This is a genomic window from Rhodococcus sp. PSBB066, from assembly GCF_017068255.1.
GTDB classification, from domain to species: Bacteria; Actinomycetota; Actinomycetes; order Mycobacteriales; family Mycobacteriaceae; genus Rhodococcus; species Rhodococcus aetherivorans.
Genome location: NZ_CP070859.1, coordinates 870,510 through 896,042, shown reverse-complemented (window position 1 = coordinate 896,042; position 25,533 = coordinate 870,510). Strand labels below are relative to the sequence as shown.

Genomic DNA, 25,533 nt, shown 5'->3' with positions numbered 1-25,533 from the left:
GTAACCTCACCGCCATCTCATGGTCATGATCAGGCCGACGATCATGAACCCGAAGCCGATGAGGAAGTTGTACGCACCGAGGTCGTTCATCCACGAGATCTGCTCGGCCGCGAGGTAGTACACCACCAGCCAGGCCAGGCCGACGAGCATGAAGCCGAGCATCAGCGCGACGTACCAGGTGCTCGACGGGCCCGCCTTCACCTTCACGGGGGTTCGGCTCACCGGGTTGATCGTGTAGTCGGTCTTCTTCCGGACCTTCGACTTGGGCATGACGTCCTCGTTCGTGCGGTACCGCGCGGGGCGGACAGGTAGGTTGGGCAGCTACCTGATGTGTACTGCCAGTGTGAGTACACGCTAACGCAGAATCCGGAACGGAGGGTCCACGTGTCGGACGGCCGGGCCCGCGCGCTCGGGTGGACTGCCGCCGCGCTGGCCGTGTGCCTGCTCGCCGGGTTGCTGCTCGGCACCACCCGCGGGGTCTCCGACGGCGCGGAACTGCGCGTGAGCGACTCCGCGCGGCTGTCCGATCTCGTGCGGGCGGCGCAGGCCAAGGCCGACGAGCTCGCCGCCACCCGCGACGACCTCGCGGGACGCGTCGCCGAGCTGCAGGCGCAGGCCGCGGCCACCGACGACGACGTCGCCGCGGTGCTCGCCGACACCGCCGCCCTCGAGGACCCCGCCGGGCTGACCGCACGGCGTGGCCCGGGCGTCACCGTCAGCCTCACCGATGCCCCGCGCGGCGCCGACGGCCGGTATCCGGCGGACGCGTCGCCCGACGATCTCGTGGTGCACCAGCAGGACGTGCAGAGCGTGCTCAACGCGATGTGGGCCGGCGGGGCGGAGGCGATCGCCATGCAGGATCAGCGGATCGTCGCGACGTCGGCGCCGCGCTGCATCGGCAACACCCTGCTGCTGCACGGCCGCACCTACTCCCCGCCCTACGTGATCACCGCGCTGGGCGACCCCGCCCGGCTCGAGGCGGCGCTGGCCGCCGAGCCGGGCATCCGCGTGTACAGGCAGTACGCGGCCCGCTACGGGCTGGGCTACACGCAGCAGGCGTCGGATGCCCTGTCGGTACCCGCCTACACGGGCGGAACGACGCTGCGCTGACGGGTCGGTACCCTTTCCGCATGCGCATCCTCGTCGTCGACAACTACGACAGCTTCGTCTTCAATCTCGTGCAGTACCTGGGGCAGCTCGGTACCCGCGCCGAGGTGTGGCGCAACGACGACGAGCGGCTCACCGGCCCCGGCGCCGCGGACCGGATCGCGGCCGAGTTCGACGGGATCCTCCTCAGCCCCGGTCCGGGCACCCCGCAGCGGGCCGGCGCCAGCATGGACCTCGTGCGTGCCTGCGCCGCCGCGAGCACACCGCTGCTCGGCGTCTGCCTGGGCCATCAGGCGATCGGTGCCGCCTTCGGCGCGACGGTCGACCGTGCCCCGGAGCTGCTGCACGGCAAGACCAGCTCGGTGTGGCACGACGGCACCGGTGTGCTGGCCGGCCTGCCGGATCCGTTCACCGCGACGCGCTACCACTCGCTCACGGTGCTGCCGCAGACGATGCCCGACGAGCTCGTGCCGACCGGATACACCGAGAGCGGCATCGTCATGGCCCTGCGGCATCGCGAGCTGCCGATCCACGGCGTCCAGTTCCACCCCGAGTCGGTCCTCACCCAGGGCGGTCACCGGATGCTGGCGAACTGGCTGGCCGTGTGCGGCGAGGCGCCGGACGAGCAGCTGGTGGCCCGGCTGGAGGCGGAGATGGCGAAGGCGCTCGCGGGCGGCGCCGCCTGAGCCGTCCGCTCCGCGGACCGATATCCGAGCGCAGCTCAGCGGATACCCAGCACGCCCACGCCCACGGTGATGGTCTCCGAGTTGGAGATCTCCGACCCCGGGGGCTGCTGCTGGGCGATGACCTTGCCCACGAGCTCCGGGTCGAGGGTGGCCTCACGGTTCTGCACGAGCTGCGCCGGCGAACCCGTCCAGCCGGCCGCCCGCAGCGCCGTCAGCGCCTCGGACACCGTCCTGTTCGTCAACGCCGGCATCTCGATGCGGTTCCCGTTGGACACCTGGATGGTGACCGTGTCGCCCTTCGTGGCGCTGGTTCCGCCCGCCGGGCTGCTCGACACGACCGTCCCGGCCGGCTGGCTGGAGTCGATCTCGTCGACCACGACGGTGAAGCCCGCGGCCTCGATGTTGTCGCGCGCCACCTCGGTGGCCTGACCCACGACGTTGGGCACGCGGATCTGCTCGGGGCCGCTGCCGAGCGTCACGCTCACCGCGCTGTCGCGGTCGGCGTCCGCTCCCGCGGCGGGACTCTGGTCGACGACGGTGTCGCGTTCGGCCGCCGACGACGGCGCCCGCGCCACATTCGGATCGAGCCGCAGCCCGGCCTCGGCCAGGGTCTGCAGCGCCTCCTGCTGGTTCATGCCCGCGAGCCGCGGGATCTGCACCTGTTCGGGCCCGCTCGAGACCTCGAGGGTGACGGTGCTGCCCTCCTCGGCCTGGACCCCGGCGACCGGCCGGGTGTTGACGACGTTGCCGCTGGCGACCACCGCGTCGGGCTTCATCTGCACCGACACCTCGAACCCGGCATCCTGGAGCCTGCTCTCCGCGATCTCCGCGGCGAGGTTGCGTACGTCGGGGACGGGGATCTGCGCGGCGCTCGAGCCGGGGCCCGAGGTCCACAGGAACACGCCGACGATGCCGACGATCACGACCGCGGCCAGGCCCAGCAGCGTGTTGCGCAGTGCCCGGGAACGTTGCGGCGCGGCCGAGGTCCCACCCGCGACGACTCCGGCGGCCCCGCGGTCCGTGCCGTTGCGCGGTGTCCCGGCGCCGTCGACGGCCCCGAGGATGGTGGTGCGGTCCTCGTCGGTCATCACCATCGGCGCGCTGGGCTTCTGGCCGCTGAGCACGCGGATCAGGTCGCTGCGCATCTCGGCGGCGCTCTGGTAGCGGTTCGCGGGGTTCTTCGCCATCGCCTTGAGGATCACCGAGTCCAGCTCCGGCGGGACGGCGGAGTTCACCGACGAGGGCAGCGGCGGATCCTCCCGGACATGCTGGTACGCGACGGCCACCGGGGAGTCGCCCTGGAACGGCGGCTTGCCGGTGAGGATCTCGAACAGCACACAGCCCACCGAGTACACGTCGGAGCGGGCGTCGACCTGCTCGCCGCGGGCCTGCTCCGGCGACAGGTACTGGGCGGTGCCGATGACCGCGGCCGTCTGCGTCATCGGGCTCGCGGCGTCGGAGATGGCCCGGGCGATGCCGAAGTCCATCACCTTGACCGCGCCGGAACGGGTGATCATGACATTCGCGGGCTTGACGTCGCGGTGGACGATCATGTTGCGGTGGCTGAAGTCCAGGGCGGCGCACACGTCGGCCACGACCTCCATGGCCCGCTTCGGGGTCATCGGCCCCTGGGAGCGCACGATGTCGCGCAGCGTATCGCCCTCGACGTACTCCATGACGATGTACGGCAGCGGGCCGGCCTCGGTCTCCGCCTCGCCGGTGTCGTACACGGCGACGATCGCCGGATGGTTCAGCGCGGCCGCGTTCTGGGCTTCGCGGCGGAACCGGAGATAGAACGTGGGGTCGCGGGCGAGGTCGGCGCGCAGCACCTTGATCGCCACGTCGCGGTCGAGCCGCAGATCCCGGGCCAGGTGCACCTCCGACATGCCACCGAAGCCGAGGATCTCACCCAACTCGTAGCGGGAAGAGAGCTTGCGGGGTGTGGTCATGACTGTCCTCGGGTGACTGGCTCGATCGGGGTGAACGGATTGTCTATGGCTCCGGGTTCGAGACCACCGTCGCCGCCATCCGGCAACGAGACCGTGGTGGTGGTCGTCTCGGCCGTCGTCGTGGTGGCGGCTGTGGTCGTCGTGGCCGTCGTCGTGGTCGGCGGCGCGGTGGTCGTCGGCGCCTCCGTCGTCGTCGGCGGCGGCGGGGTGGTCGTCGTCGGCTCGGGGGTCGTGGTGGGCGCCTGCGTCGTGGTGGGAGGAGCCGTGGTGGTCGGTTCCTCCGTCGTGGTGGTGGTCCGCGGCGGCCGCGTGGTGGTCGTCGCGCGGGTGGTGGTCGTCGGGGCCTGCGTGGTCGTCGTGGACCGCGCGGGGCCCGCGTCACCCGAATTGTCGCCGCCCAGCAGCACCAGCGCCAACGCGACGAGCGCCAGGGCCACCGCCGCCCCGGCCGCCCAGGCGAGGGTCTTCGGGCTGGGGGAGCGCTTGTCGCCGGACGGGGTGGGTCCGGTGGGCGGCTGGTCGCCGCCGTTCGCGTACGTCGGGGCGTAGTACGGCCGCGACGGCGGAGGGGGGGTCGGACCGAGCGCGCGGGTCGCGGCGGTGGGCGCGGTGGTGCCCGGCACCCCGGGCGGCAGGATCCGCGTGGCACCGGTGACCGGCGGCACGTTGCCCGGCGGTGGCACCGGCCGCCCGGCGCGCACCGCGGAGACGGCGTCGGCGAACTCGCCGCCGCTGGTGTACCGGTACGCCGGATCCTTCGTCATGGCGATCTCGATGAGTTCACGCACCCCCGCCGGCAGGTCGGTGGGCAGCGGCGCGGGCGTCTCCTGCACGTGCTTCATCGCGACGGTGACGACGCTGTCGCCGAGGAACGGTCGCCGGCCGGCGAGGGCCTCGTACCCGACGACGCCGAGCGAGTACACGTCGCTCGCCGACGTCGCCTCCTGGCCGAGAGCCTGCTCGGGCGCGATGTACTGAGCGGTGCCCATGACCATGCCGGTGCGCGTCACCGGCGACGCGTCGACGGCCTTGGCGATGCCGAAGTCGGTGATCTTCACCTGGCCGGTGGGGGTGATGAGGATGTTGCCGGGTTTGACGTCGCGGTGCACGACCCCGGCGTCGTGGGCAGCCTGCAGCGCCCGCCCGGTCTGCTCGAGCATGTCCAGGGTGTGCGGCAGCGACAGCCGGCCCACCCGGGCGAGGACGGCGTTGAGGGGCTCGCCGTGCACGAGTTCCATCACGAGGTACGCGATGGACTGGCCCTCGGCGTCGGTGGTCTCGCCGTAGTCGAACACGCCGGCGATGCCGGGGTGGTTGAGCTGCGCGGTGGTGCGCGCCTCGAACCGGAAACGGGTCAGGAAGTCCGCGTCGCCGGAGAGCTCGGCCTTGAGGACCTTCACCGCCACCCGGCGGTCGAGACGGGTGTCGAGCCCCTCCCACACCTGTCCCATGCCGCCGGTGGCGATGAGCCGTTGCAGCCGGTATCGGTCGGCGATCATGGCGCCGCTGTGCAAAGCCATAATCAGCCTCTCTGCATTCCCGCCGCGATCACGGCACGTCCGATCGGCGCGGCAACCGAGCCTCCCGTGGCGGCGAGTGCGCGGTCGCCGCCGTCCTCCACGATGACCGCCACGGCAACTGTCGGCTGCTGGGCGGGCGCAAAGGCGATATACCACGTGTGCGGGGGAGTGTTACGGGGGTCGTCGCCGTGCTCGGCGGTACCGGTCTTCGACGCGATCTGGACCCCCGGGATCTTCCCCTCGCCGCCGGAGAAGTTCTCGGATCCGATCATCAGGTCGGTCAGGGTGGCCGCGACCTGCGGCGACATCGCCTGTCCCGCCGACACCGGCGTGGTCTCCGCCAGCACCGACAGGTCCGGCGACTGCAACTGCGACACCAGATGCGGCTGCATCCGGACGCCGCCGTTGGCGACTGTGGCGGCAATCACGGCGTTCTGCAGCGGGGTGAGTGCGACGTCACGCTGACCGATGCTGGACTGGCCGAGCGCGGCGCCGTCGGGGATCGGCCCGATCGTGCTCGCCGCGACGGGGACGGGGATGTCCACGGACTCGCCGACGCCCAGCGCCTCGGCCTGCTCGGCGAGGGCGTCCTTGCCGGTCTTCAGGCCCATCTCGACGAAGGCGGTGTTGCAGGAGCGGGCGAAGGCCTCGCGCAGGGTGGCGGTGGGGCCGCCGCCGCACGTCGCGCCGCCGTAGTTCTCCAGCGTGGTCGCGGTGTCGGGGAGGGTGATGTTCGGCGCGGCGGTGAACTGGTCGTCGGGGGTGGTGCCCGCGGCGAGGGCCGCGGCGGTCACCACGACCTTGAACGTCGAGCCGGGCGGGTAGGTCTGCGAGATGGCGCGGTTGAGCATGGGCTTGTCGGGGTCGGCGTTGAGTTCCTCCCACGCCTGCGAGGTGGCGGCGCCGTCGTGACCCGAGAGCCGGTTGGGGTCGTAGCTCGGGGTGCTCACCATCGCCAGGATGCGGCCGGTGCTCGGCTCGATGGCCACGACCGAGCCGGTGTAGCCCTTGGACGTGAGCTCGTCGTAGGCCACCTGCTGCATGACCGGGTCGACGGTGGTGACCACGTTCCCGCCGCGCGGGTCCCGCCCGGAGACCAGATCGAAGAAGCGCCGGCCGAACAGCCGGTTGTCGGAGCCGTTGAGGACCTCGTCCTCGGTGCGCTCGAGCCCGGTGCTGCCGTATTGCATCGAGTAGAACCCGGTCACGGGTGCATACGCGAGCGGGCTCATCGGCTGCTCGGGCGCGGCCGGGTACGTGCGCAGGTACTTGTAGCGGCTGTCGGTGGGGACCGACACCGCCAGGACCTGTCCGCTCGCGGAGATCTGGCCGCGCTGGCGTGAGTACTCGTCGATGAGCACCCGGGAGTTGCGCGGGTCGGTGCGCAGGTCGTCGGCCTTGATGACCTGCACGTAGGTGGCGTTTGCGAGCAGCGCGACGACCATGAACATCACCGCCATCGCGACCTTGCGGAGCGGTGCGTTCATCCGCGCCCCAGCATTTCCGTCGGCGCGTCCGCGATCGGTGGCGGTGCCTTCTTGCGTGGGGCGGCGGGTTCGCGGGCCGCGTTGGAGATCTTCACCAGCAGTGCCAGCAGGAGGTAGTTCGCCAGCAGCGACGAGCCGCCGTAGGACATGAACGGCGTGGTGAGCCCGGTGAGGGGGATCAGCTTGGTGACGCCGCCGACGACGACGAACAACTGGATCGCGATGGTGAACGACAGGCCGGCGGCCAGCAGCTTGCCGAAGCTGTCGCGGACGGCGATCGCGGTGCGCATTCCCCGCATGATCAGGATCAGGAACAGGAGGAGGATGGCGCTGAGGCCGATGAGCCCGAGTTCCTCACCGATCGCGGCGACGATGAAGTCGGTCTTGGCGAACGGCACCTGCGCGGGACGTCCGCTGCCGAGCCCGGTGCCGGCGACGCCGCCGGTGGCGAGACCGAACAGCGACTGCGAGATCTGGTAGCCGGTGTTGTTGTAGTCGGCCAGCGGGTCGAGCCAGGTCTCCACCCGCACCCGCACGTGCCCGAACATCTGGTAGGCGAAGTAGAAGCCGACGACGAGCAGGGCACCGCCGATGAGCAGCCAGCCCACCCGCTCGGTCGCGATGTACAGCATCACCAGCACCGTGCTGAACAGCAGCAGCGACGTGCCGAGGTCCTTCTCGAACACCATGACGCCGATCGAGAGGATCCACGCGGCCAGGATCGGGCCCAGGTCGCGGGCGCGGGGGAAGTCCATGCCGAGCACGTGTTTGCCGGCGGTGGTGAACAGGTCGCGCTTGGCCACCAGCACGGAGGCGAAGAAGATGATGAGCAGGATCTTGGCGAACTCGCCGGGCTGGATGCTGAACCCGGGCAGCCGGATCCAGATCTTGGCGCCGTTGACCTCGGAGAAGCGGGACGGCAGCAGGGCCGGGACCGCGAGGGCGACGAGGCCGATCAGGCCCAGCGTGTAGCTGAACCGGGCGAGGAGCCGGTAGTCGTGCAGCAGCGCGAGCACCGCGACGAAGCCGGCGATGGCGAGCGCCGTCCACAGCACCTGCTGGTTGGCGTCGGGGGAGGGGATCGGCTGCCCGAGGTAGAGCGCGTTCTCCTCGTCGGCGAGGTCGAGCCGGTGGATCAGGACCAGTCCGAGGCCGTTGAGCAGCGCGACGATCGGCAGCAGCAGCGGGTCGGCGTACGGCGCGAACCGGCGCACCGCCAGGTGCGCGGCGAGGAACAGCACCGCATACGTCAGCCCGTACTTGGCCAGATCCAGGGTCACGGTCTGTTCCTGGCTCGCCTCGACCAGCATCAGCGACACCGTGGTGATCGCGATGGCGGCGACGATGAGCAGCAGCTCCGTGCCGCGCCGGGTGGACACGGCGGGAGCCGGGGCGAAACCTCCGGGAGGACTGGGGAAGGAAGCTCCGGGTGCGTGGGACACCGACATCAGGCGCCCACCCGGCAGTTCTGGCCCGGCACCTGCGGAACCGTCGGCGTCGGCTCGGGTGTCGGGGTCGGTGCGGGGGCCGGTGCCGCGGCGGGTGCGGGCTCCGACGCGGGAGCTGCCGGCGGGGTCGTCGGGGCCGGTGCGGGCGCCGGTTCGGGCGCCGGAGCCGGAGCCGGTGCGGGCGCCGGCTGTTCCTCGACGCACACCGGGAGCAGGTCGTTCTCGGCGAGACGGTTCATCTGGGTGCGCGCGTCGTCGAGGGATCCGGAGGGCAGGCCCGCCCGCACCTGCTCGCGGGCGGTCGGCTGCAGGTCGTCGACCAGCATGACGCGGCAGTCGGCCTCCTGCGGGGAGGTCAGGGTCAAGGTTCCGTCGTCGGCGAGGCAGCCGACGAGGGACTGCTCCTGCAGCGAGTAGCCGAGGATGTTGCCGGGTACGCCGCGCAGCACCGTGACGCGGCCGTCGTCGTCGCCGACGTAGTAGTAGCTGCGGATCATCGTGCGGCCCACGGCTGCCCCGGCGACGAGCAGTCCGAGCACCACGACCGCGACGAGCGGCCACCACATCCGGCTGCGCTTGCGCTTGGGCTCGGGCTCGTTCTGCACGACGACGCGCTTGGGTGTGGCCCGCGGCGGACGCATCGCGGCGGCGCGGCCCGCGGCGGTGTTGGGCGGCGGGGTGTCCTCGTCGTCGCCGGACGCGGCGCCGGCGACGATCGGGTGGCTCTGGCCGTAGTCGAGGTCGATGACGTCGGCGACGACGACGGTGACGTTGTCGGGGCCGCCGCTGCGCAGCGCGAGTTCGATGAGCCGGTCGGCGCACTCGTCCTGCGTGCCCTCGCTCAGGGTGTTGGCGATGGTCTCGTCGCTGACGACATCGGACAGGCCGTCGGAGCAGATGAGGTAGCGGTCGCCGGCGCGCGCCTCGCGCACGGTGAGGGTCGGTTCGACCTCGCTGCCGGTGAGGGCGCGCATGATCAGCGATCGCTGCGGGTGACTGTGCGCCTGCTCGGGCGTGATGCGGCCCTCGTCGACGAGGGACTGCACGAACGTGTCGTCGCGGGTGATCTGGGTGAGCTGGCCGTCGCGCAGCAGGTAGGCGCGCGAATCGCCGATGTGGGCGAGGCCGAGCTTGCTGCCGGCGAAGAGGATGGCGGTGAGCGTGGTGCCCATGCCGTCGAGTTCGGGTTCCTCCTCGACCTGATCGGCGATGGCGGCGTTGCCCTCGCGCACGGCGGCGGCGAGCTTGCCGAGCAGGTCCCCGCCGGGTTCGTCGTCGTCGAGGTGGGCGAGCGCCGCGATCATCAGCTGCGAGGCGACCTCGCCGGCGGCGTGGCCCCCCATCCCGTCGGCGAGGGCGAGCAGGCGGGCCCCCGCGTACACGGAATCTTCGTTGTTGGAACGAACCAAGCCGCGGTCGCTGCGGGCGGCGTAACGCAGTACGAGGGTCACGGGCGGAGCTCGATCACGGTCTTCCCGACCCGGACAGGTGTGCCCAGGGGTACGCGGACGGCGGTGGTGACCTTGGCACGGTCCAGGTACGTGCCGTTGGTCGAGCCCAGGTCCTCGACGTACCAGTCCGACCCGCGCGGCGACAGGCGGGCGTGCCGGGTGGAGGCGTAGTCGTCGGTGAGGACGAGGGTCGAGTCGTCGGCCCGGCCGATCAGGACGGGTTGGGTGCCGAGCGTGATGCGGGTGCCCGCAAGCGCGCCCTGGGTCACCACCAGGAACTTCGCGGACTTGCCGCGGCCCAGCGAGGGCAGCACCGACTGGTTGCGCGGCGAGTAACGCGGGACCGGACGTGCGGCACCGGCGTAGATGTCCGACCGCAGCGTGCGCAGGATCGCCCAGATGAACAACCACAGCAGGAGCAGGAACCCCGCCCGGGTCAGCTGCAGAATCAGCCCCTGCACGGCTCGCCCTCCTTCTGCGTATCGGCCCGGTGCGGTGTCGTCCGGTGCGCTGCGGTCACCCACAATACGGACCCCGGGCGACGAGACGCATCGTCCGGCGCGTTGCCGACGCGTCGGATGGGTCTCGTGCCGGTTCCGATCGGGTCTCGGTCCCCGGCGTTCAGAGAATGCGCACCAGGATCTCCGAGTGTCCCGCCCGGATCACGTCGCCGTCGGCGAGCTGCCAGTCCTGCACGGGCGCGCCGTTGACGGTGGTGCCGTTGGTGGAACCGAGATCCGAGAGCATGGCCACCTGCCCGTCCCAGCGAATGTCGATGTGGCGCCGGGAGACACCGGTGTCCGGCAGCCGGAACTGGGCGTCCTGCCCGCGTCCGACGATGTTGCTGCCCTCCCGGAGCTGGTAGTAGCGCCCGCTGCCGTCCTCGAGCTGGAGCGTCGCGGTCAGCACCCGGCCGGCCTGCGGGGGCTGGTACGCGCCGGCGCCGTAGCCCTGATCCGCATAGCCCTGATCCGCGTACCCCTGGTCGGGGTAGCCCTGCTGGCCGTAACCCTGCTCCGCGTAGCCCTGGTCGGGGTAACCCTGTCCGGCGTAGCCCTGCTGGCCGTAAGCCTGGTCGGCGTAGCCCTGGTCGTAGCCGCCGGGCTGGGCGTACCCGCCCTGGTAGCGGTCGTCGCCGTAGGCCTGCTGCGACGGGTACTGCGGGGAGTAGTCGCGCCCGTAGTCCTGGCTGTACGCCTGTCCGGAGTGGCCGCCGTAGCCCCGCTCCTCGCCGTAGCCCCGGTCCTCGTGGCCGCCGGCCCGGCCGTAGTCCTGCTGGTCGTAGCCGCCGGCGTCGTAACCGCCCTGCTGCTCGCCGCCGTAGGGCGCCTGCGCGGCGGGATACGCCCCGCCGTTCCGCTGGCCCTGCTGGTAGCGCTGATCCTGGCCTACGTGCGCGTGACCGTTCCGCGCGTACTGCGGTTCGGCGCTCTCGGCGGGGTCACGGCTTGGGTCGTAGCCTGGATTCTGCGTCATCGAGCCAACTCCTGGGTCGGGGGTCACGGTTGAACGGTTGTGCGGTGTCCGCGAGGCCGGGGCGCGCACCGGTGAGCGCCCGACGTCGGGGTCGACCGACCCGTGCGTGCGGAACTGCCCGGTGTGCAGTGCCGCCGACGACTCGAATGCGACCTGGATCTGACCGTAGGTCTGCCACCCCTGCTCGCGGATGAAGTCCTCAAGGTGACGCGCGAACGCCTTCACCGTCAAGTCCCGATCCGCGGCGAGGGCTTCGTGATCGGATTCGCTGATCGTGATCACGTACCGGTTGGGAGCCAGCATGTGGCCCCGGTCGAGCTGCTGGACGCCGTCGGTGGCTTCGCGCTGGAGCGCGGCCTCCACTTCCTGCGGAACTACACCGCCACCGAAGACGCGCGCGAACACGTCGCTGACGGCAGCCTGCAGCTTGCGCTCGAATCGCTGCGCGATACCCACGGCGACCCCCTTTCCGGTCTGCGTGTCGCAATGCAGAGCTCGCTTCTGCATGGTATCGACTTTTCGTCCGATCCGGCCCGGTGGAGGGGGCGGCGCTGCCCCGGCGGGCCGGTGCAGCGCCGGCAAAGGGCCTCTGTGCAGGCGAATCGTTGTTCGGCGGGAGGGTGTGTTACTGTTCTCCAGTCGCTCGGGCGAGTGGCGGAATGGCAGACGCGCTGGCTTCAGGTGCCAGTGTCCTTCGGGACGTGGGGGTTCAAGTCCCCCTTCGCCCACCATGAGCAGTTCCACGAACTGCGACGGACGAGGTCACGGACTCGAAAGAGGTCGTGGCCTCGTTTCGTTGATCGATCGGACGGGCGGTCCGATTCGGGTTCGGTCTTCGGCCGTGTTGTCATAGAGCGGTGATGACCCTGACACAGCCCTGGTGGCCGTACTTCTAGCGGCCTTGTCGACTGTGTTGTCCGGCCGCCTTCTCCGCGGTCGGTGACGCTCACTTTCCTGTACGACGGTGATACCGGTCGGCGGGTGAGGTGGCCTCGATCCGAGAGGAACCACCCCGTGACCCACGACATCGATTCCGCACCCACGACAGGTATCGGCGAGATGCTGATCAGCTCCCGTTCACTGGACGAGTACCGGTCGATGTTCAATCTCACCGACGTGGACCTGTCCCGCACAATCCTGGACTGTCCGGGTGGCGCCGCGGGGTTCACCAGCGCAGTGAACCGACTCGGCGGTGACGTGACCGCATGCGATATGGCCTATTTCGACCGCGAGACCGAACAACTCGCCGTCGTTGCGGTAGCTGAAACCGATCGTGGTAACCGGTACATCCGAGCCCACGCCGAACATTACGACTGGACGTTCTTCGCCGATCCCGACGAGCATGCACGCGTGCGTCGGCAGGCAGTCGAGGAATTCGCCGCAGATATCCGCCGGCATCCGCGCCGCTACGTTGCCGGGCGGTTGCCGTCCTTGCCGTTCCCCGATGCCGCTTTCGATCTCGTGCTCAGCTCGCACCTGCTGTTCAGCTATTCCGACCGCCTCGATCACACCTTCCACCTCGACGCGATCCGGGAACTGATGCGTGTCGCCCGCGGTGAACTGCGGGTCTTTCCGCTCGTGGTCTCGGGCTCCTCGGTTCGCTATCCCCGCGTGGACGAACTGCTCACCGACCTTCGGAACCACGACATCGCCGGTGAAGTCGTCGAGGTCGACTACCGGTTCCAAAGGGGCGCTCACCACATGCTGGTGTGCCGCCACATCACCTCGCATGCTCCGGAAGCTGCAGGTTCGGCCTGATACGGACTCGCGTCTCGGGTCAGGAAGTCCGCAAGGGTGGCCCTCGCCGAGCAGGACGGGTAATGCTCCGGGGAACTCAGGGAAAAGCTCTGGAACGCCTCTGCAGAAAGTGCTGCCGACCAGGTATCGCGAACCGCACACCATCACCTCGGGCCCCCGATCCATACGGATCGGGGGCCCGAGTCGTTGTCCGGTCGCTCGGCGCGCCCGCTCAGGAGCCGGAGCCGGCGAAGCGCGTCCGCAGGTTCGCGATCATGCAGTGCAGTTCCCGCTGGGTCTCGCGCAGCCGCCGGGCCTCCGCCTCGTATCGCTGTGCGGCGGCGACGGAGCCGCTGCCGCGTTCGATCCGCGCGCAGGTCTCGGCGGTCGTGAGTGCCGCGGCGACGCTGTCGTTCTCGCGGTGGAGGATGCCGAGGAACACCTGGCCCTGATGGGCGTCGGCGACGGTGTGCTCGTCGCCGGCCGCCGCGAGGTCGACGAGGTTCGTCGCGCCCCCTCGCGCGGGCCGGGCGGTCGTGCGGGTTGCCGTGCGGGTCGTGCTCATGGCGAGCAGTCTGGCACGTACCCGCGTCCTGCATGCAGGATGCACGGACTGTTTTGCCCGACTCGGGACGTTTGCCCAGATGGTTGAGTGTTCAATCAGTTGCCCTGTGACGGACATCTCCGCGCATCCGCGTCCGGGGACGGTTCCCGGGGCTGAACAGGGCCAAACCTGATGTGACTCACTTCACGGAACTTTTGTTTCCGTACCCTAACCACCCCCTGTTACCCTTTCGATACCGCTGACCGCAGCTGATTTAATCGCTGCGGTCAGTTGTTATTTATGGGGTTTTTACGTTCGCGTGCTAGGTGATCCGGCCGCTCTCAGATTCCTGTGGTGCCCCGCGGATACGCCGCCGTGACGTCCGTCAGCACGTTCACCAGATACGGCACCCCGGACGCGAAGGCCCGGTCCAGCGCCGGACCGAGCTCCCGCGGATCCGTCACCAGCTCACCGCCCGCCCCGAGAGCGGTCGCGACCAGGTCGTACCGCGTGCCCGGCGCCAGGTCGGCTGCCACGTCGTACCCGTACAGCAGCTGCATCGGTCCCTTCTCGAGTCCCCACGCCGAGTTGTTGCCCACCACGATCACCACGGGCAGCTCGTGCCGCACGAGGGTGTCGATATCCATCAGCGACAGACCGGCAGCACCGTCGCCGAGCAGCAGCACCACCTGACTCGACGGCCGCGCCACCCGCGCCGCGACGGCCGCGCCGAGCCCGGCGCCGAGACAGCCGTACGGCCCCGGATCGAGCCACTGCCCGGGCCGCTTCGGCTCGACGAACTTGCCGGCGAACGACACGAAGTCGCCGCCGTCGCCGATGACCACGGCGTCTTCGGCCAGCCGCGGCAGCAGTTCGCCGTAGATCCGGGCCGGGTGGATCGGATCGGCCTCGGCGGCCAGCAGGGCGGCGTCGCGCGCCGCGGCGGCAGTTACTTCGTCGCGCAGTCCGGTCACCCAGACGTCCGTGTCCGGGCGCGACGACAGCGCCGACAGGATGCCGTCGAGGCACGCCGTGAGGTCGCCGGACACCGAGCCGGCGAGTTCGGCGTGTGCCGACACCTGACCGGGGGAGTCGGCCACGTGCACCACCCGGGCCGTGGGCGCGCCGTCGCGCCCACCGAACCGGCCGTAGCCGAGGCGGAAGTCCAGTGGGGTGCCCACGACGATCGCCAGGTCGCAGGTCCCCACCGCGGTGCCGCGGGCCTTGGTGACGAGGAGGGGATGGCCACCCGGGACCACCCCGCGGCCCATGCCGTTGGTGATCACCGGGATGCCGGCCTCGTCGACGAACCGCAGTGCCGCCTCCTCGGCGTGATCGGCCCACACGTCGGTACCCAGCACCAGCAGCGGCCGCCGTGCCCCGGCGAGCAGGGCGGCGATCTCCGCCAGCGACTCGGAGTCGGGCTCGAGCCGGACCGCGGCCGGCGGCGACGGACGCGGCAGGGTGGCACGGCCGAACAGTTCGTCCATCGGCACGTCCACGAACGCCGGCCCCCGGTGCGACGTGCGGGCCGCCGTGAACGCCTCGTCGACCAGCGGGCTGACGCGATCCACGGTCGCCGCCGTCTCGGACAGCTTCGTGACGGTGGACAGCAGCGGCGGCTGGTCGAGTTCCTGCAGGCTGCCCGTGCCCCAGCGGGCGTTGGGTGCGCGGCCGCCGAGCACCACCAGCGGCGACCCCGCGAAGTGCGCCTGGGTGACGGCACTGACGCCGTTCGTCACGCCCGGCCCGGCGGTGAGCACGGCCAGCCCGGGATGCCGCAGGAGCTTGCCGGTGGCCTCGGCGGCGAACACCGCGGTCTGCTCGTGGCGCACGTCGATCAGCCGCATGCGTGCTTCACCCTTGACCGCGGCGTCGTACAGCGGGAACACGTGCGCGCCGGAGAGGGTGAACATCGTCTCGACGCCGTGGGAGCGGGCCACCGCCGCGGCGTGATCGCCGCCGTGCCCCTCGAGGTCCGGGCTCATGGCGCGAAGGGTACGGCCGAGGGCACTGCCGTGGGGCGGGTTCGGGGGAACACGAGCGTGGTCGCCGGGCCGGGGGTCCGGGGCGGAGGCCGGCTTCCGATCGAAAGTTGTTGCAGTACAGCAGGACAGACGCACCGGTGGATGCGTCACGCCCCTCGCCGGGTCGCGAGGCCGACCACGGCGTCGCGCAGGCCCGTCCAGTGCTCGGCGGTGGTCACCCGGCTCGCCGCGTACGACGCCCGCACGAGAAGCCGGGTGGCGCGTCGCCGGGCCCGGTCGTACCGGCCGAGCGCGTCGCGCACGTCGAACCGGGCGAGCAGATCCGCGAGGGTGGCCGCGTCGACGATCGCCTCGCAGGCACCGCGGCCGAGGTTGGGGGTCATGGCATGGGCGGCGTCGCCGAGCAGTGCGACGTTGCCGCGCACGTACGACGGCAGCGGCGGGGACTGGTAGATCTCGTGGTGGAGCACCGTCGCCGGATCCAGGCGGTTCAGCACGTCGCGCACGGCCGGATGCCAGTCGCCGAACCGGGCGACGAGGTCGTCGACGCCGCCGGTGGTGCCGGCCGGCGCGCGGACGGCGGCGAACCAGTTGATCAGGCCGCCCTCGCGGGGCGTGATGCCGAACAGCGCACCCGCCCCCCACGTCTCGGTCGCGGTGTCCACGGTGCCGTCCACCCAGCCGCGCCACGCCGCGATGCCGGCGTGGACGGGCCGGTGGTCCGGGCCGAAGAGGGCGTCACGGGTCGGACTGCCCAGGCCGTCCGCGCCGATCACGACGTCGTAGCCGGCGAGCTCGGTCAGCGGCGGAGCGGGCCGGCCGAGCCGTACCGCCTCGTCGGGCAGGCCCGCGGCGAGCAGGCCCAGCAGGGCCGGCCGGGCGAGCAGTACGGCGGGACGCCGGGTGCGAAACCGTGCGAGCTCGCGGCCGTCGGGCCGCATGATCGCGCCGCGGTCCAGTGCGACGCCGAGCCGCTCGACGCCGCCGCCGAGCCCTGCCGAGGCGAGTGCGTCGAGCGCGGCCGGCCACATTCCCAGGGCCGTCCCGGTGGGCGGCAGCGCGGGGGAGCGCTCGAACACGTCGACGTGCCAGCCCCGCCGGATCAGTGCATTCGCTGCGGTGAGCCCGCCGATGCCCCCGCCGAGGATCGCGGCCTTGCCGCCGTTGTTCCTGGTCATGAAGTCAAGGTACTACGGATGTAGTGTCATGTCACTACTGTTGTAGTGTCGAGATGTGACCGACAAGCGCGCAGCGGTGCTCGACGCCGCGATCGACCTGCTCGGCCGGGAAGGGTTGCGCGGGCTCACTCATCGCGGGGTGGACGCGGCCGCCGGCGTGCCGGCCGGTTCCACGTCGAACTACTTCCGCACCCGCCGGGCCCTGCTCGAGGGCGTCCTCGACCGCCTCGTCGAGCGCGACCGGGCCGACGTCGCCGTCCTCGGCGGCGGAAACCTCCCGCGCACCGAGGAGGAGCTCGTCGACATGCTCGCCGGGTACGTGATGTTCGCGACAGGCCCCGATGCCGTACGTACCCGCGCCCGGTTCGCGCTGTTCGTCGAGGCCACCGCCTCGCCGTCGCTGCGACGGTCCGTGCAGCGCCGCCGCGACGAACTGCGGGGCATGGGCCTGGCGGTGCTCGCCGCCCTCGGGTCCTCGGATCCCGTCGCCGGGGCGCGCGTGCTCACCGACCACCTCGACGGGATGATCCTGCACCGTCTGACCTCGGACGATGTGGATCTCGACCCGCGCGACGACCTCCGCCGGATGGTGCGCGCGCTGCGGTGACGAGGCGCGCCGGGCGGCCGTGCGTCAACCGCGTGTTAACGGGCGGTCACCGGCTCGTTAGGGATGGATAGGGTAGCCTTGGTTGCGTCGTCCCCCGGCGGCTGACATATCGTTGTATGCAACACGGTGGACACACGACGTCCAAGCCGACCGGGAGGTCCGGCCCGAGCTGCCGAAAATTGGCACCCGCATCGTCGCGGAAGGGCGGATACTGAACGGTGATCGGTGCCGATCCACCACGTGTCGGTACTTGCTCACGCAAGTAGATGGCCATCAGCGCTGCTGGTCGTCGCTGCAATCTAACGCAACGAAGGCTAGGTATGAAGCATCTTCCCGGGCCGCAAGGGCTCTACCACCCGGCGAACGAGCACGACGCCTGTGGTGTCGCATTCGTCGTCGACATGCATGGTCGCCGCAGCCGGGACATCGTGGAGAAGGCGATCACCGCTCTGGTGAACCTCGAGCACCGCGGCGCAGCGGGCTCCGAGTCGAACACCGGCGACGGTGCCGGCATTCTCATCCAGGTCCCGGACCGCTACCTCCGTGAGGTCGTCGACTTCGACCTGCCGCCGATCGGCTTCTACGCCACCGGCATCGCCTTCCTGCCGCAGGACGAGAAGGCCGCCGACGAGGCCGTCGCCGCGGTCGACGCGATCGTCGCCGAGGAGGGCCTGCAGGTCCTCGGCTGGCGCGAGGTTCCCGTCGACCCCTCCGACCTGGGAACGCTGGCCCGGCAGGCGATGCCGAGCTTCCGCCAGATCTTCATCACCTCGCCCGACCGGACCCTCGGTGGCCTGGAGCTCGAGCGGCGGGCCTACGTGGTCCGCAAGCGCACCGAGCACGAGCTCGGCCGCGAGGGCGCCGGCCAGGACGGCCCCGGCAGCGAGACGGTGTACTTCCCGAGCCTGTCGGCGTCGACCTTCGTCTACAAGGGCATGCTCACCACGCCGCAGCTCGAGGGCTTCTACCGCGATCTGCAGGACGAGCGCGTCGAATCGGCGCTGGGCCTGGTGCACTCGCGCTTCTCCACCAACACCTTCCCGTCGTGGCCGCTGGCGCACCCGTTCCGCCGTGTCGCCCACAACGGCGAGATCAACACCGTCACCGGCAACGCCAACTGGATGCGTGCCCGCGAGGCGCTCATCGACTCCGACGTGTTCGGCGGCCGCGAGAAGCTCGAGAAGATCTTCCCGGTCTGCACCGAGGGCGCGTCCGACACGGCCCGCTTCGACGAGGTGCTCGAGCTCCTGCACCTCGGCGGCCGCAGCCTGCCGCACGCCGTGCTCATGATGATCCCCGAGGCGTGGGAGCGGCACGAGTCCATGGACCCGGCCCGTCGCGCGTTCTACGAGTACCACGCGGCGCTCATGGAGCCGTGGGACGGCCCGGCGTCGGTGTGCTTCACCGACGGCACCGTCGTCGGCGCGGTCCTCGACCGCAACGGCCTGCGCCCGTCGCGCGTGTGGGTCACCGACGACGGCCTCGTGATCATGGCCTCCGAGGTGGGCGTGCTCGACATCGAACCGCAGAAGGTCGTGCGCAAGCTGCGCATGCAGCCCGGTCGCATGTTCCTCGTCGACACCTCGCAGGGCCGCATCATCGACGACGAGGAGATCAAGAGCGCCCTCGCCGCGGAGCACCCCTACCAGGAGTGGATCGACCAGGGCATCGCCCGGCTCGAGGATCTGCCCGAGAGCAAGTACACCTACATGTCGCACGAGCGGGTCGTGTTGCGGCAGCAGGTGTTCGGGTACACCAGCGAGGAGGTCAACCTCCTGGTCAAGCCGATGGCCGCGACCGGCGGCGAGGCGCTCGGCTCGATGGGCACCGACACCCCCATCGCCGTGCTCTCCGCGCGTCCGCGAATGCTGTTCGACTACTTCTCGCAGCTGTTCGCGCAGGTCACCAACCCGCCGCTCGACGCCATCCGGGAGGAGGTCGTCACGAGCCTGGGCGGCATGCTCGGGCCCGAGGGCGACCTGCTGAACCCGACCGCCGACTCGTGCCGGCAGATCCTCGTCTCCGCGCCGGTCATCGACAACGACGACCTGCAGAAGCTGATCCACGTCAACGACGACGGCAAGTTCCCCGGCTTCAACAGCGTCATCATCCGCGGTCTGTACCCCGTCGCCGAGGGCGGCGAGGGTCTGCGCCGCGCGCTCGAGAACATCCGCGGCGAGGTCTCCGAGGCCATCGAGAAGGGCGCGCGCCTGATCCTGCTGTCGGACCGCGAGTCCGACGAGAACCTCGCGCCGATCCCGTCGCTGCTGCTCACTTCCGCGGTGCACCACCACCTCGTCCGCGAGAAGACCCGCACCAAGGTGGGCCTGCTCGTCGAGGCCGGCGACGCCCGCGAGGTGCACCACATCGCCGCGCTGTGCGGTTTCGGTGCGGCCGTGGTCAATCCGTACATGGCCTTCGAGACCATCGACGAGCTGCTGCAGAACGGCGACCTGCCGGACGGCATCACCCTCGACAAGGCCCTCGCGAACTACATCAAGGCCGCCTCGAAGGGCGTGCTCAAGGTGATGTCCAAGATGGGCATCTCCACGCTCGCCTCCTACACCGGTGCGCAGCTGTTCCAGGTGATCGGCCTCTCGCAGGAGGTCGTCGACGAGTACTTCACCGGGATGCAGTCGCAGCTCGGCGGAATCGGCCTCGACGAGATCGCCCAGGACGTCGCCGCCCGGCACTCCCTCGCCTTCATGGACCGTCCGTCGGAGCACGCCCACCGCGAGCTCGAGGTCGGCGGCGAGTACCAGTGGCGCCGCGAGGGTGAGTTCCACCTGTTCAACCCGGACACGGTGTTCAAGCTCCAGCACGCCACCCGCACCGGGCAGTACTCGATCTTCAAGGAGTACACCAGGCTGGTCGACGACCAGTCGGAGCGGCTCGCGTCGCTGCGTGGCCTGTTCGAGTTCCGCAAGGGTGCCCGCCCGGCGGTGCCGCTCGAGGAGGTCGAGCCGGCGAGCGAGATCGTCAAGCGGTTCTCCACGGGTGCGATGAGCTACGGCTCGATCTCCGCGGAGGCGCACGAGACCCTCGCGATCGCGATGAACCGCCTCGGCGCCCGCTCGAACTCCGGTGAGGGCGGCGAGCATCCGGACCGCTTCACCCCGGACGCGAACGGCGACTGGCGTCGCTCGGCGATCAAGCAGGTCGCCTCCGGCCGGTTCGGTGTCACCGCGCACTACCTGACGAACTGCACCGACATCCAGATCAAGATGGCGCAGGGCGCCAAGCCGGGTGAGGGTGGTCAGCTGCCGCCGCACAAGGTGTACCCGTGGGTCGCCGAGGTGCGTGGTTCGACGCCGGGCGTGGGCCTGATCTCGCCGCCGCCGCACCACGACATCTACTCGATCGAGGATCTCGCGCAGCTGATCCACGACCTGAAGAACGCCAACCCGCAGGCCCGCATCCACGTGAAGCTGGTCTCCGAGATCGGTGTCGGCACCGTCGCCGCGGGTGTGTCGAAGGCCCACGCCGATGTGGTGCTGATCTCCGGTCACGACGGTGGCACCGGTGCCTCCCCGCTGACCTCGCTCAAGCACGCGGGTGCGCCGTGGGAGCTCGGCCTCGCCGAGACGCAGCAGACGCTGCTGCTCAACGGTCTGCGCGACCGCATCGTCGTGCAGGTGGACGGGCAGATGAAGACCGGCCGCGACGTGGTCATCGCCGCCCTGCTCGGCGGTGAGGAGTTCGGCTTCGCCACCGCTCCGCTGGTGGTGTCCGGCTGCATCATGATGCGCGTGTGCCATCTCGACACCTGCCCGGTGGGCGTGGCGACGCAGAACCCGGTGCTGCGCAAGCGGTTCACCGGCAAGCCGGAGTTCGTCGAGAACTTCATGCTCTACATCGCCGAGGAGGTGCGCGAGTACCTGGCCGAGCTGGGCTTCCGCTCCCTCGACGAGGCGATCGGCCGGGTCGACATGCTCGACACCACCAAGGCCGTCGACCACTACCGTGCCTCGAAGCTGGACCTGTCGCCGCTGCTGGAGCAGACCCGTTCGCCGATCTTCTGCGAGCAGGACCTGCACTGCACCAAGGAGCAGGACCACGCCCTGGACAAGGCGCTCGACAACGAGCTCATCACGCAGGCGAGGCCGGCGCTCGAGTCGGGTACGCCGGTGACGATCGAGACCAAGATCGCCAACGTCAACCGCACCGTCGGCACCATGCTCGGCCACGAGCTCACCAAGGTGTACGGCGGGGAGGGCTTGCCGGACAACACGATCGACATCACCTTCACCGGTTCGGCCGGCAACAGCTTCGGCGCGTTCGTGCCCAAGGGCATCACGCTGCGGCTGTTCGGCGACGCCAACGACTTCGTCGGAAAGGGCCTGTCCGGTGGCCGGATCGTCGTCCGCCCGCCGCTGAACGCGGCGCCGGGCTTCGTCGCCGAGGACAACATCGTCGCCGGCAACGTGATCCTGTTCGGTGCCACCAGTGGCGAGGCTCTCATCCGCGGCGTGGCGGGTGAGCGGTTCGCCGTGCGTAACTCGGGTGCCACGGCCGTCGTCGAAGGCGTCGGCGACCACGGCTGCGAGTACATGACCGGTGGCAAGGTGGTCATCCTGGGCAAGACCGGCCGCAATTTCGGCGCCGGCATGTCCGGTGGTGTCGCGTTCGTGTACAACCCCGATCGCGACTTCGAGGACAACCTGAACACCGAGCTGGTCGATCTCGAGGACCTCGAGGGCGAGGACTTCCTCTGGCTCAAGGGCGCCATCGAGCGCCATCGTGACGAGACGGGCTCCGAGGTTGCAGCCCGCATTCTGGCCGACTGGTCGCAGCAGGTCAGTCACTTCGCGAAGGTCATGCCTCGCGATTACAAGAAGGTACTCATGGCAATCAAGGACGCCGAGATTCGAGGCGCGAACGTGGACGAGGCGATCATGGAGGCGGCTCGTGGCTGATCCGACCGGTTTCCTCAAGCACGGCTCGCGCGAAACCCCTGTGCGCCGGCCGGTTCCGCTGCGGCTGCTCGACTGGAAGGAGGTGTACGAGCCGTTCCCGCTCGACACCCTCCAGGTCCAGGCCAGCCGCTGCATGGACTGCGGTATCCCGTTCTGCCACAACGGTTGTCCCCTCGGGAACCTGATTCCCGAGTGGAACGACCTGGCCTACAAGGGCAAGTGGAACGACGGCATCGAGCGCCTGCACGCCACCAACAACTTCCCGGAGTTCACCGGCCGGCTGTGCCCCGCACCGTGTGAGGCCTCCTGCGTCCTGGGCATCAATCAGGACCCGGTGACCATCAAGCAGGTCGAGGTCGAGCTCATCGAGAAGGCCTTCGACGAGGGCTGGGTCGCGCCGGTCATGCCGTCGAAGCTGACCGGCAAGAAGGTCGCGGTCGTCGGCTCCGGTCCGGCGGGTCTGGCTGCAGCGCAGCAGCTCACCCGCGCCGGCCACGCGGTGACCGTGTTCGAGCGCGAGGACCGCATCGGTGGTCTGCTGCGCTACGGCATCCCCGAGTTCAAGATGGAGAAGGCCGTCATCGACCGCCGCCTCACGCAGATGGAGGCCGAGGGCACCGTCTTCAAGGCGGGCGTCAACGTCGGTGTCGACATCACCGCCGACGAGCTGCGCGAGCAGTTCGACGCGGTCGTGCTCGCCGGTGGCGCCACCGAGGCCCGTGACCTGCCGATCCCCGGTCGTGAGCTCGACGGCATCCACCAGGCGATGGAGTTCCTGCCGATCGCCAACCGCGTGCAGCTCGGCGACCTGCCGGAGCCGACCATCACGGCGAAGGGCAAGAAGGTCGTCATCATCGGTGGCGGTGACACCGGCGCCGACTGCCTCGGCACCTCGCACCGTCAGGGCGCGGCCAGCGTGCACCAGTTCGAGATCATGCCGCGTCCGCCGGAGCAGCGCGCCGAGTCGACCCCGTGGCCGACCTACCCGCTGATGTACCGCGTGTCCTCCGCGCACGAGGAGGGCGGCGAGCGCGTGTTCTCCGTCAACACCGAGCAGTTCGTCGGCAAGGACGGCAAGGTCGCCGCCCTGAAGGCGCACGAGGTGAAGATGGTGAACGGCCGCTTCGAGAAGGTCGAGGGTACCGACTTCGAACTCGAGGCCGACCTGGTGCTGCTCGCCATGGGCTTCGTCGGCCCCGAGAAGCCGGGCCTGCTCACCGACCTCGGCGTGGACCTGAACGAGCGCGGCAACGTCGCCCGCTCGACGGAGTGGGCCACCAACGTCGACGGCGTGTTCGTCGCCGGCGACATGGGCCGTGGTCAGTCGCTCATCGTGTGGGCCATCGCGGAGGGTCGTTCCTGCGCGGCGGCGGTCGACCGGTACCTCGAGGGTGCAACGGTGCTCCCTTCGCCGATCACCACCACCACGATGCCGCAGCGCTGAGCGCTCGGTGTCACAGCGCTGAGCGCTCAATGTCACAGCGCTGAGGTAGCAGAACCCACGACGGGCGCGCCCACCGGAAATCCGGTGGGCGCGCCCGTCCCGTTTCGTCCGTTCGGGACGGTTCGCGCGTTATGGTCGTGCGCATGGGTCACCGGATCACGAGACGATCACTTGCGGCAGGAATGCTCGGGGCCGGAACCCTGGCGGCGCTGGCGGCCGCTCCCGCCGCCGCGCAGGCCCCCGGCGAGTGCGTGCGCAACGTCGGCGGCGCCGTCACCGTGAACGGAACGCCGCAGGCGCCGCCGGTGGTCGGGTACGACGGCCTGCGCCTCCTCGGAGTCGATGGGGGAGCGGGGAACTCGTGCATCACGAACGTGGGTCCGGGCGGCGTGTCGGTGACCGTGCCGCCGCGCCCGGCCGCCGGTGCGGCCGGTGAATCCTCCGGCGCGCCCGTCGAGATGCGCGTGGACGGCGGTAACGGCAACGTCGCGGTCACCAACCTCGGCGTCGGCACGGTCACCGTCGACCGCGACCGCACTCTCGCCGGGCCGCCGCCGTCCCCGGAGCGGCCGGCGGGGTCCCCGCTCGCGGGCCTCACCCCCGAACTCACGCTCGACGCCGGCACCGACGGCGTCTACGTGACGAACATCGGCGCCGGCAACGTGACGATCGCGGACCACGATCCGACCGTCGGACCGCTGCCGGCGGAGCTGCTGCCTCCCGGTGTCGTGGTCACGGATCCGTTGACCGGCAACGTCTTCGTCACCAACATCGGCGGCTCGGCAGTGACCGTCGTGGACCGTTCGGGGCAGTTGCAGCGCGTGGTGGACCGCGGCACGGTGGGGACGGCGGTCGACTACGGGGCGGGGAACGTGTTCGTCACCAACATCGGCGGAGGAGTGGTGACCGTCCTGCGCGAGTAAAGATGCTCTCCCATCTCGTTCATCTTTGTGTCATATTTCTTAGGCATCATTTCGTGACGGAGTCGAGATCGGCAGGAGACCTCAGGGGGCCGTGGTGGGGTTGAGAAGTGCGTTGACGCTGGTGGCGGTCGCCGCGGCGACCCTGGTGGGGTCGGTCGCGACGGCCCCCGCGGTCCAGGCCGACCCGGCCGGATGCCCGAAGCTACAGGTCGTCGCCGTGCCCGGCACGTGGGAAACCTCGAATACTCCCGATCCTCAGCGGGGCAACGGCATGCTCGCCGCGGTCACCTCCGGCCTTCCCGCCGGCACCCGGGTGGACTACGTCCGGTACGCCGCGACGGCGTTCCCGTGGGAGGGTGAGGTCTACGGTGCCTCGCGGCAGGAGGCCGTCGACAACGCCCGCGGCATCGTCGCCGCCACCGCGGCCGCGTGCCCCGGCGCCCGGTTCGCCCTCGTCGGCTACAGCCAGGGCGCCGACGCGGCCGGCGATCTCGCCGCCGAGATCGGCACGGGCTTCGGCGTGGTCCCGCCGCACCGGCTCGCCGCGGTCGGCCTGCTCTCCGACCCGCGCCGTTCCGAGGCGGACATCCTGGTCGGTCCGCCCGTCGCGGGCAACGGCGCCGGCGGGCCCCGCATCGGCGGGTTCGGGTTCGTCAGCGGCGACGTCCGCACCTTCTGCGCCGTGGGTGACCTGTACTGCTCGACGCCCAAGGACGATTTCGTCACCCGCGCCGCCGGATTCCTCGCGATGGCCTCCGGCGGCGACCCGTCCGCCGTCGACCGGTACCGCGCCGAGGCCGACGCCATCTACCTGGACCTGATGAACGCGGGCGGTCTGCCCATCCTGCAGTCCCAGCTCACCGAGCAGGCCAACGACGAACGCGAGATCAAGCTCCGGCAGTTCTACGAGTCGCAGATCCACCAGGACTACTCCAACTACGCGGTCGACGTGAGCGGCACCTCGGCGACGACGTGGCTGCGGAACTGGCTGGCTTCCAAGGTCTGACGCCGGCCGGTCCGCGAGCCGCGTCGTGCGCGCACGGTGATGCCGCGCGCGGCGCGCAGGGCGGCG

Annotated in this window: 19 protein-coding genes and 1 tRNA gene; 9 read left to right on the top strand and 11 right to left on the bottom strand. The window is 70.4% G+C overall.

Features of this window, described 5'->3' with window-relative positions:
• Positions 1 to 6 precede the first annotated feature (6 nt).
• Positions 7 to 270, bottom strand: coding sequence for a cell division protein CrgA (crgA, locus tag JYA75_RS04165; protein WP_006942200.1), 264 nt, complete (start codon positions 268 to 270; stop codon positions 7 to 9).
• A 114-nt stretch (positions 271 to 384) separates the two neighbouring features.
• On the opposite strand from crgA, the gene JYA75_RS04160 reads away from it, so the two are divergent.
• The gene (locus JYA75_RS04160) at positions 385 to 1,110 is read left to right on the top strand and encodes a DUF881 domain-containing protein (protein WP_043799077.1); all 726 of its coding nucleotides are present in this window, start codon (positions 385 to 387) and stop codon (positions 1,108 to 1,110) included.
• Positions 1,111 to 1,130: 20 nt separating this feature from the next.
• Positions 1,131 to 1,793 (top strand): aminodeoxychorismate/anthranilate synthase component II, encoded by a 663-nt coding sequence (locus JYA75_RS04155; RefSeq protein WP_006942196.1) that lies wholly within the window; start codon positions 1,131 to 1,133, stop codon positions 1,791 to 1,793.
• A gap of 35 nt (positions 1,794 to 1,828) precedes the next feature.
• Here the strand turns inward: JYA75_RS04155 and pknB are convergent, their stop codons facing one another.
• The 7 genes from pknB to JYA75_RS04120 all read right to left on the bottom strand — a co-directional run bounded on the left by pknB (position 1,829) and on the right by JYA75_RS04120 (position 11,631).
• On the bottom strand, positions 1,829 to 3,742 hold the full coding sequence (pknB, locus tag JYA75_RS04150; protein WP_050034266.1) for a Stk1 family PASTA domain-containing Ser/Thr kinase: 1,914 nt from the start codon (positions 3,740 to 3,742) through the stop codon (positions 1,829 to 1,831).
• On the bottom strand, positions 3,739 to 5,262 hold the full coding sequence (locus JYA75_RS04145) for a serine/threonine-protein kinase (protein WP_044476249.1): 1,524 nt from the start codon (positions 5,260 to 5,262) through the stop codon (positions 3,739 to 3,741). The genes pknB and JYA75_RS04145 overlap by 4 nt, the downstream gene beginning before the upstream one ends.
• 2 nt (positions 5,263 to 5,264) lie before the next feature.
• Positions 5,265 to 6,749, bottom strand: coding sequence for a penicillin-binding protein 2 (locus tag JYA75_RS04140; RefSeq protein ID WP_050034268.1), 1,485 nt, complete (start codon positions 6,747 to 6,749; stop codon positions 5,265 to 5,267).
• The gene (locus tag JYA75_RS04135) at positions 6,746 to 8,197 is read right to left on the bottom strand and encodes an FtsW/RodA/SpoVE family cell cycle protein (protein WP_029546825.1); all 1,452 of its coding nucleotides are present in this window, start codon (positions 8,195 to 8,197) and stop codon (positions 6,746 to 6,748) included. The genes JYA75_RS04140 and JYA75_RS04135 overlap by 4 nt, the downstream gene beginning before the upstream one ends.
• A complete protein-coding gene (locus JYA75_RS04130; protein WP_185713373.1) occupies positions 8,197 to 9,648 on the bottom strand; it encodes a PP2C family serine/threonine-protein phosphatase in 1,452 nt (483 codons plus the stop codon). The genes JYA75_RS04135 and JYA75_RS04130 overlap by 1 nt, the downstream gene beginning before the upstream one ends.
• Positions 9,645 to 10,109, bottom strand: a complete 465-nt coding sequence (locus tag JYA75_RS04125; RefSeq protein WP_006942182.1) for an FHA domain-containing protein — start codon at positions 10,107 to 10,109, stop codon at positions 9,645 to 9,647. Before JYA75_RS04125 ends, JYA75_RS04130 begins: the two co-directional genes overlap by 4 nt.
• Before the next feature lie 160 nt (positions 10,110 to 10,269).
• Complete coding sequence (locus tag JYA75_RS04120; protein ID WP_072633822.1) at positions 10,270 to 11,631, bottom strand: FhaA domain-containing protein; 1,362 nt, start codon at positions 11,629 to 11,631, stop codon at positions 10,270 to 10,272.
• Between the two features lie 138 nt (positions 11,632 to 11,769).
• Between JYA75_RS04120 and JYA75_RS04115 the strand changes: the two genes are divergently transcribed.
• Positions 11,770 to 11,855, top strand: a tRNA-Leu gene (locus JYA75_RS04115).
• Between the two features lie 283 nt (positions 11,856 to 12,138).
• Complete coding sequence (locus JYA75_RS04110; protein ID WP_185713374.1) at positions 12,139 to 12,882, top strand: methyltransferase domain-containing protein; 744 nt, start codon at positions 12,139 to 12,141, stop codon at positions 12,880 to 12,882.
• Positions 12,883 to 13,093: 211 nt separating this feature from the next.
• Here JYA75_RS04110 and JYA75_RS04105 read toward each other — a convergent pair whose 3' ends face one another.
• From JYA75_RS04105 to JYA75_RS04095, 3 genes are all read right to left on the bottom strand, one after another.
• Positions 13,094 to 13,426 (bottom strand): hypothetical protein, encoded by a 333-nt coding sequence (locus tag JYA75_RS04105; RefSeq protein WP_029546827.1) that lies wholly within the window; start codon positions 13,424 to 13,426, stop codon positions 13,094 to 13,096.
• Positions 13,427 to 13,746: 320 nt separating this feature from the next.
• On the bottom strand, positions 13,747 to 15,393 hold the full coding sequence (locus JYA75_RS04100) for an acetolactate synthase (RefSeq protein WP_185713375.1): 1,647 nt from the start codon (positions 15,391 to 15,393) through the stop codon (positions 13,747 to 13,749).
• A 146-nt stretch (positions 15,394 to 15,539) separates the two neighbouring features.
• The gene (locus tag JYA75_RS04095) at positions 15,540 to 16,571 is read right to left on the bottom strand and encodes an FAD-dependent monooxygenase (RefSeq protein ID WP_185713376.1); all 1,032 of its coding nucleotides are present in this window, start codon (positions 16,569 to 16,571) and stop codon (positions 15,540 to 15,542) included.
• A 55-nt stretch (positions 16,572 to 16,626) separates the two neighbouring features.
• Between JYA75_RS04095 and JYA75_RS04090 the strand changes: the two genes are divergently transcribed.
• The 5 genes from JYA75_RS04090 to JYA75_RS04070 all read left to right on the top strand — a co-directional run bounded on the left by JYA75_RS04090 (position 16,627) and on the right by JYA75_RS04070 (position 25,467).
• Complete coding sequence (locus tag JYA75_RS04090; protein ID WP_006942168.1) at positions 16,627 to 17,178, top strand: TetR family transcriptional regulator; 552 nt, start codon at positions 16,627 to 16,629, stop codon at positions 17,176 to 17,178.
• 320 nt (positions 17,179 to 17,498) lie between these two features.
• The gene (gene gltB / locus JYA75_RS04085) at positions 17,499 to 22,094 is read left to right on the top strand and encodes a glutamate synthase large subunit (protein WP_006942166.1); all 4,596 of its coding nucleotides are present in this window, start codon (positions 17,499 to 17,501) and stop codon (positions 22,092 to 22,094) included.
• Positions 22,087 to 23,538 (top strand): glutamate synthase subunit beta, encoded by a 1,452-nt coding sequence (locus JYA75_RS04080; protein ID WP_050034272.1) that lies wholly within the window; start codon positions 22,087 to 22,089, stop codon positions 23,536 to 23,538. Before gltB ends, JYA75_RS04080 begins: the two co-directional genes overlap by 8 nt.
• Positions 23,539 to 23,681: 143 nt before the next feature.
• On the top strand, positions 23,682 to 24,461 hold the full coding sequence (locus JYA75_RS04075) for a PE-PGRS family protein (RefSeq protein ID WP_239010528.1): 780 nt from the start codon (positions 23,682 to 23,684) through the stop codon (positions 24,459 to 24,461).
• Between the two features lie 91 nt (positions 24,462 to 24,552).
• A complete protein-coding gene (locus tag JYA75_RS04070; RefSeq protein ID WP_185713378.1) occupies positions 24,553 to 25,467 on the top strand; it encodes a cutinase family protein in 915 nt (304 codons plus the stop codon).
• The last annotated feature ends 66 nt before the right edge of the window (positions 25,468 to 25,533 follow it).

What these genes read in the sequence shown, in the direction of transcription:
- gltB (WP_006942166.1), top strand. Translation starts at nt 17,499, where the DNA reads ATGAAGCATCTTCCCGGGCCGCAAGGGCTCTACCACCCGGCGAACGAG.
- JYA75_RS04140 (WP_050034268.1), bottom strand. Translation starts at nt 6,749, where the DNA reads ATGAACGCACCGCTCCGCAAGGTCGCGATGGCGGTGATGTTCATGGTC.
- JYA75_RS04105 (WP_029546827.1), bottom strand. Translation starts at nt 13,426, where the DNA reads ATGAGCACGACCCGCACGGCAACCCGCACGACCGCCCGGCCCGCGCGA.
- JYA75_RS04135 (WP_029546825.1), bottom strand. Translation starts at nt 8,197, where the DNA reads ATGTCGGTGTCCCACGCACCCGGAGCTTCCTTCCCCAGTCCTCCCGGA.
- JYA75_RS04145 (WP_044476249.1), bottom strand. Translation starts at nt 5,262, where the DNA reads ATGGCTTTGCACAGCGGCGCCATGATCGCCGACCGATACCGGCTGCAA.
- JYA75_RS04100 (WP_185713375.1), bottom strand. Translation starts at nt 15,393, where the DNA reads ATGAGCCCGGACCTCGAGGGGCACGGCGGCGATCACGCCGCGGCGGTG.
- JYA75_RS04095 (WP_185713376.1), bottom strand. Translation starts at nt 16,571, where the DNA reads ATGACCAGGAACAACGGCGGCAAGGCCGCGATCCTCGGCGGGGGCATC.
- pknB (WP_050034266.1), bottom strand. Translation starts at nt 3,742, where the DNA reads ATGACCACACCCCGCAAGCTCTCTTCCCGCTACGAGTTGGGTGAGATC.
- JYA75_RS04120 (WP_072633822.1), bottom strand. Translation starts at nt 11,631, where the DNA reads ATGCAGAAGCGAGCTCTGCATTGCGACACGCAGACCGGAAAGGGGGTC.
- crgA (WP_006942200.1), bottom strand. Translation starts at nt 270, where the DNA reads ATGCCCAAGTCGAAGGTCCGGAAGAAGACCGACTACACGATCAACCCG.
- JYA75_RS04075 (WP_239010528.1), top strand. Translation starts at nt 23,682, where the DNA reads ATGGGTCACCGGATCACGAGACGATCACTTGCGGCAGGAATGCTCGGG.
- JYA75_RS04155 (WP_006942196.1), top strand. Translation starts at nt 1,131, where the DNA reads ATGCGCATCCTCGTCGTCGACAACTACGACAGCTTCGTCTTCAATCTC.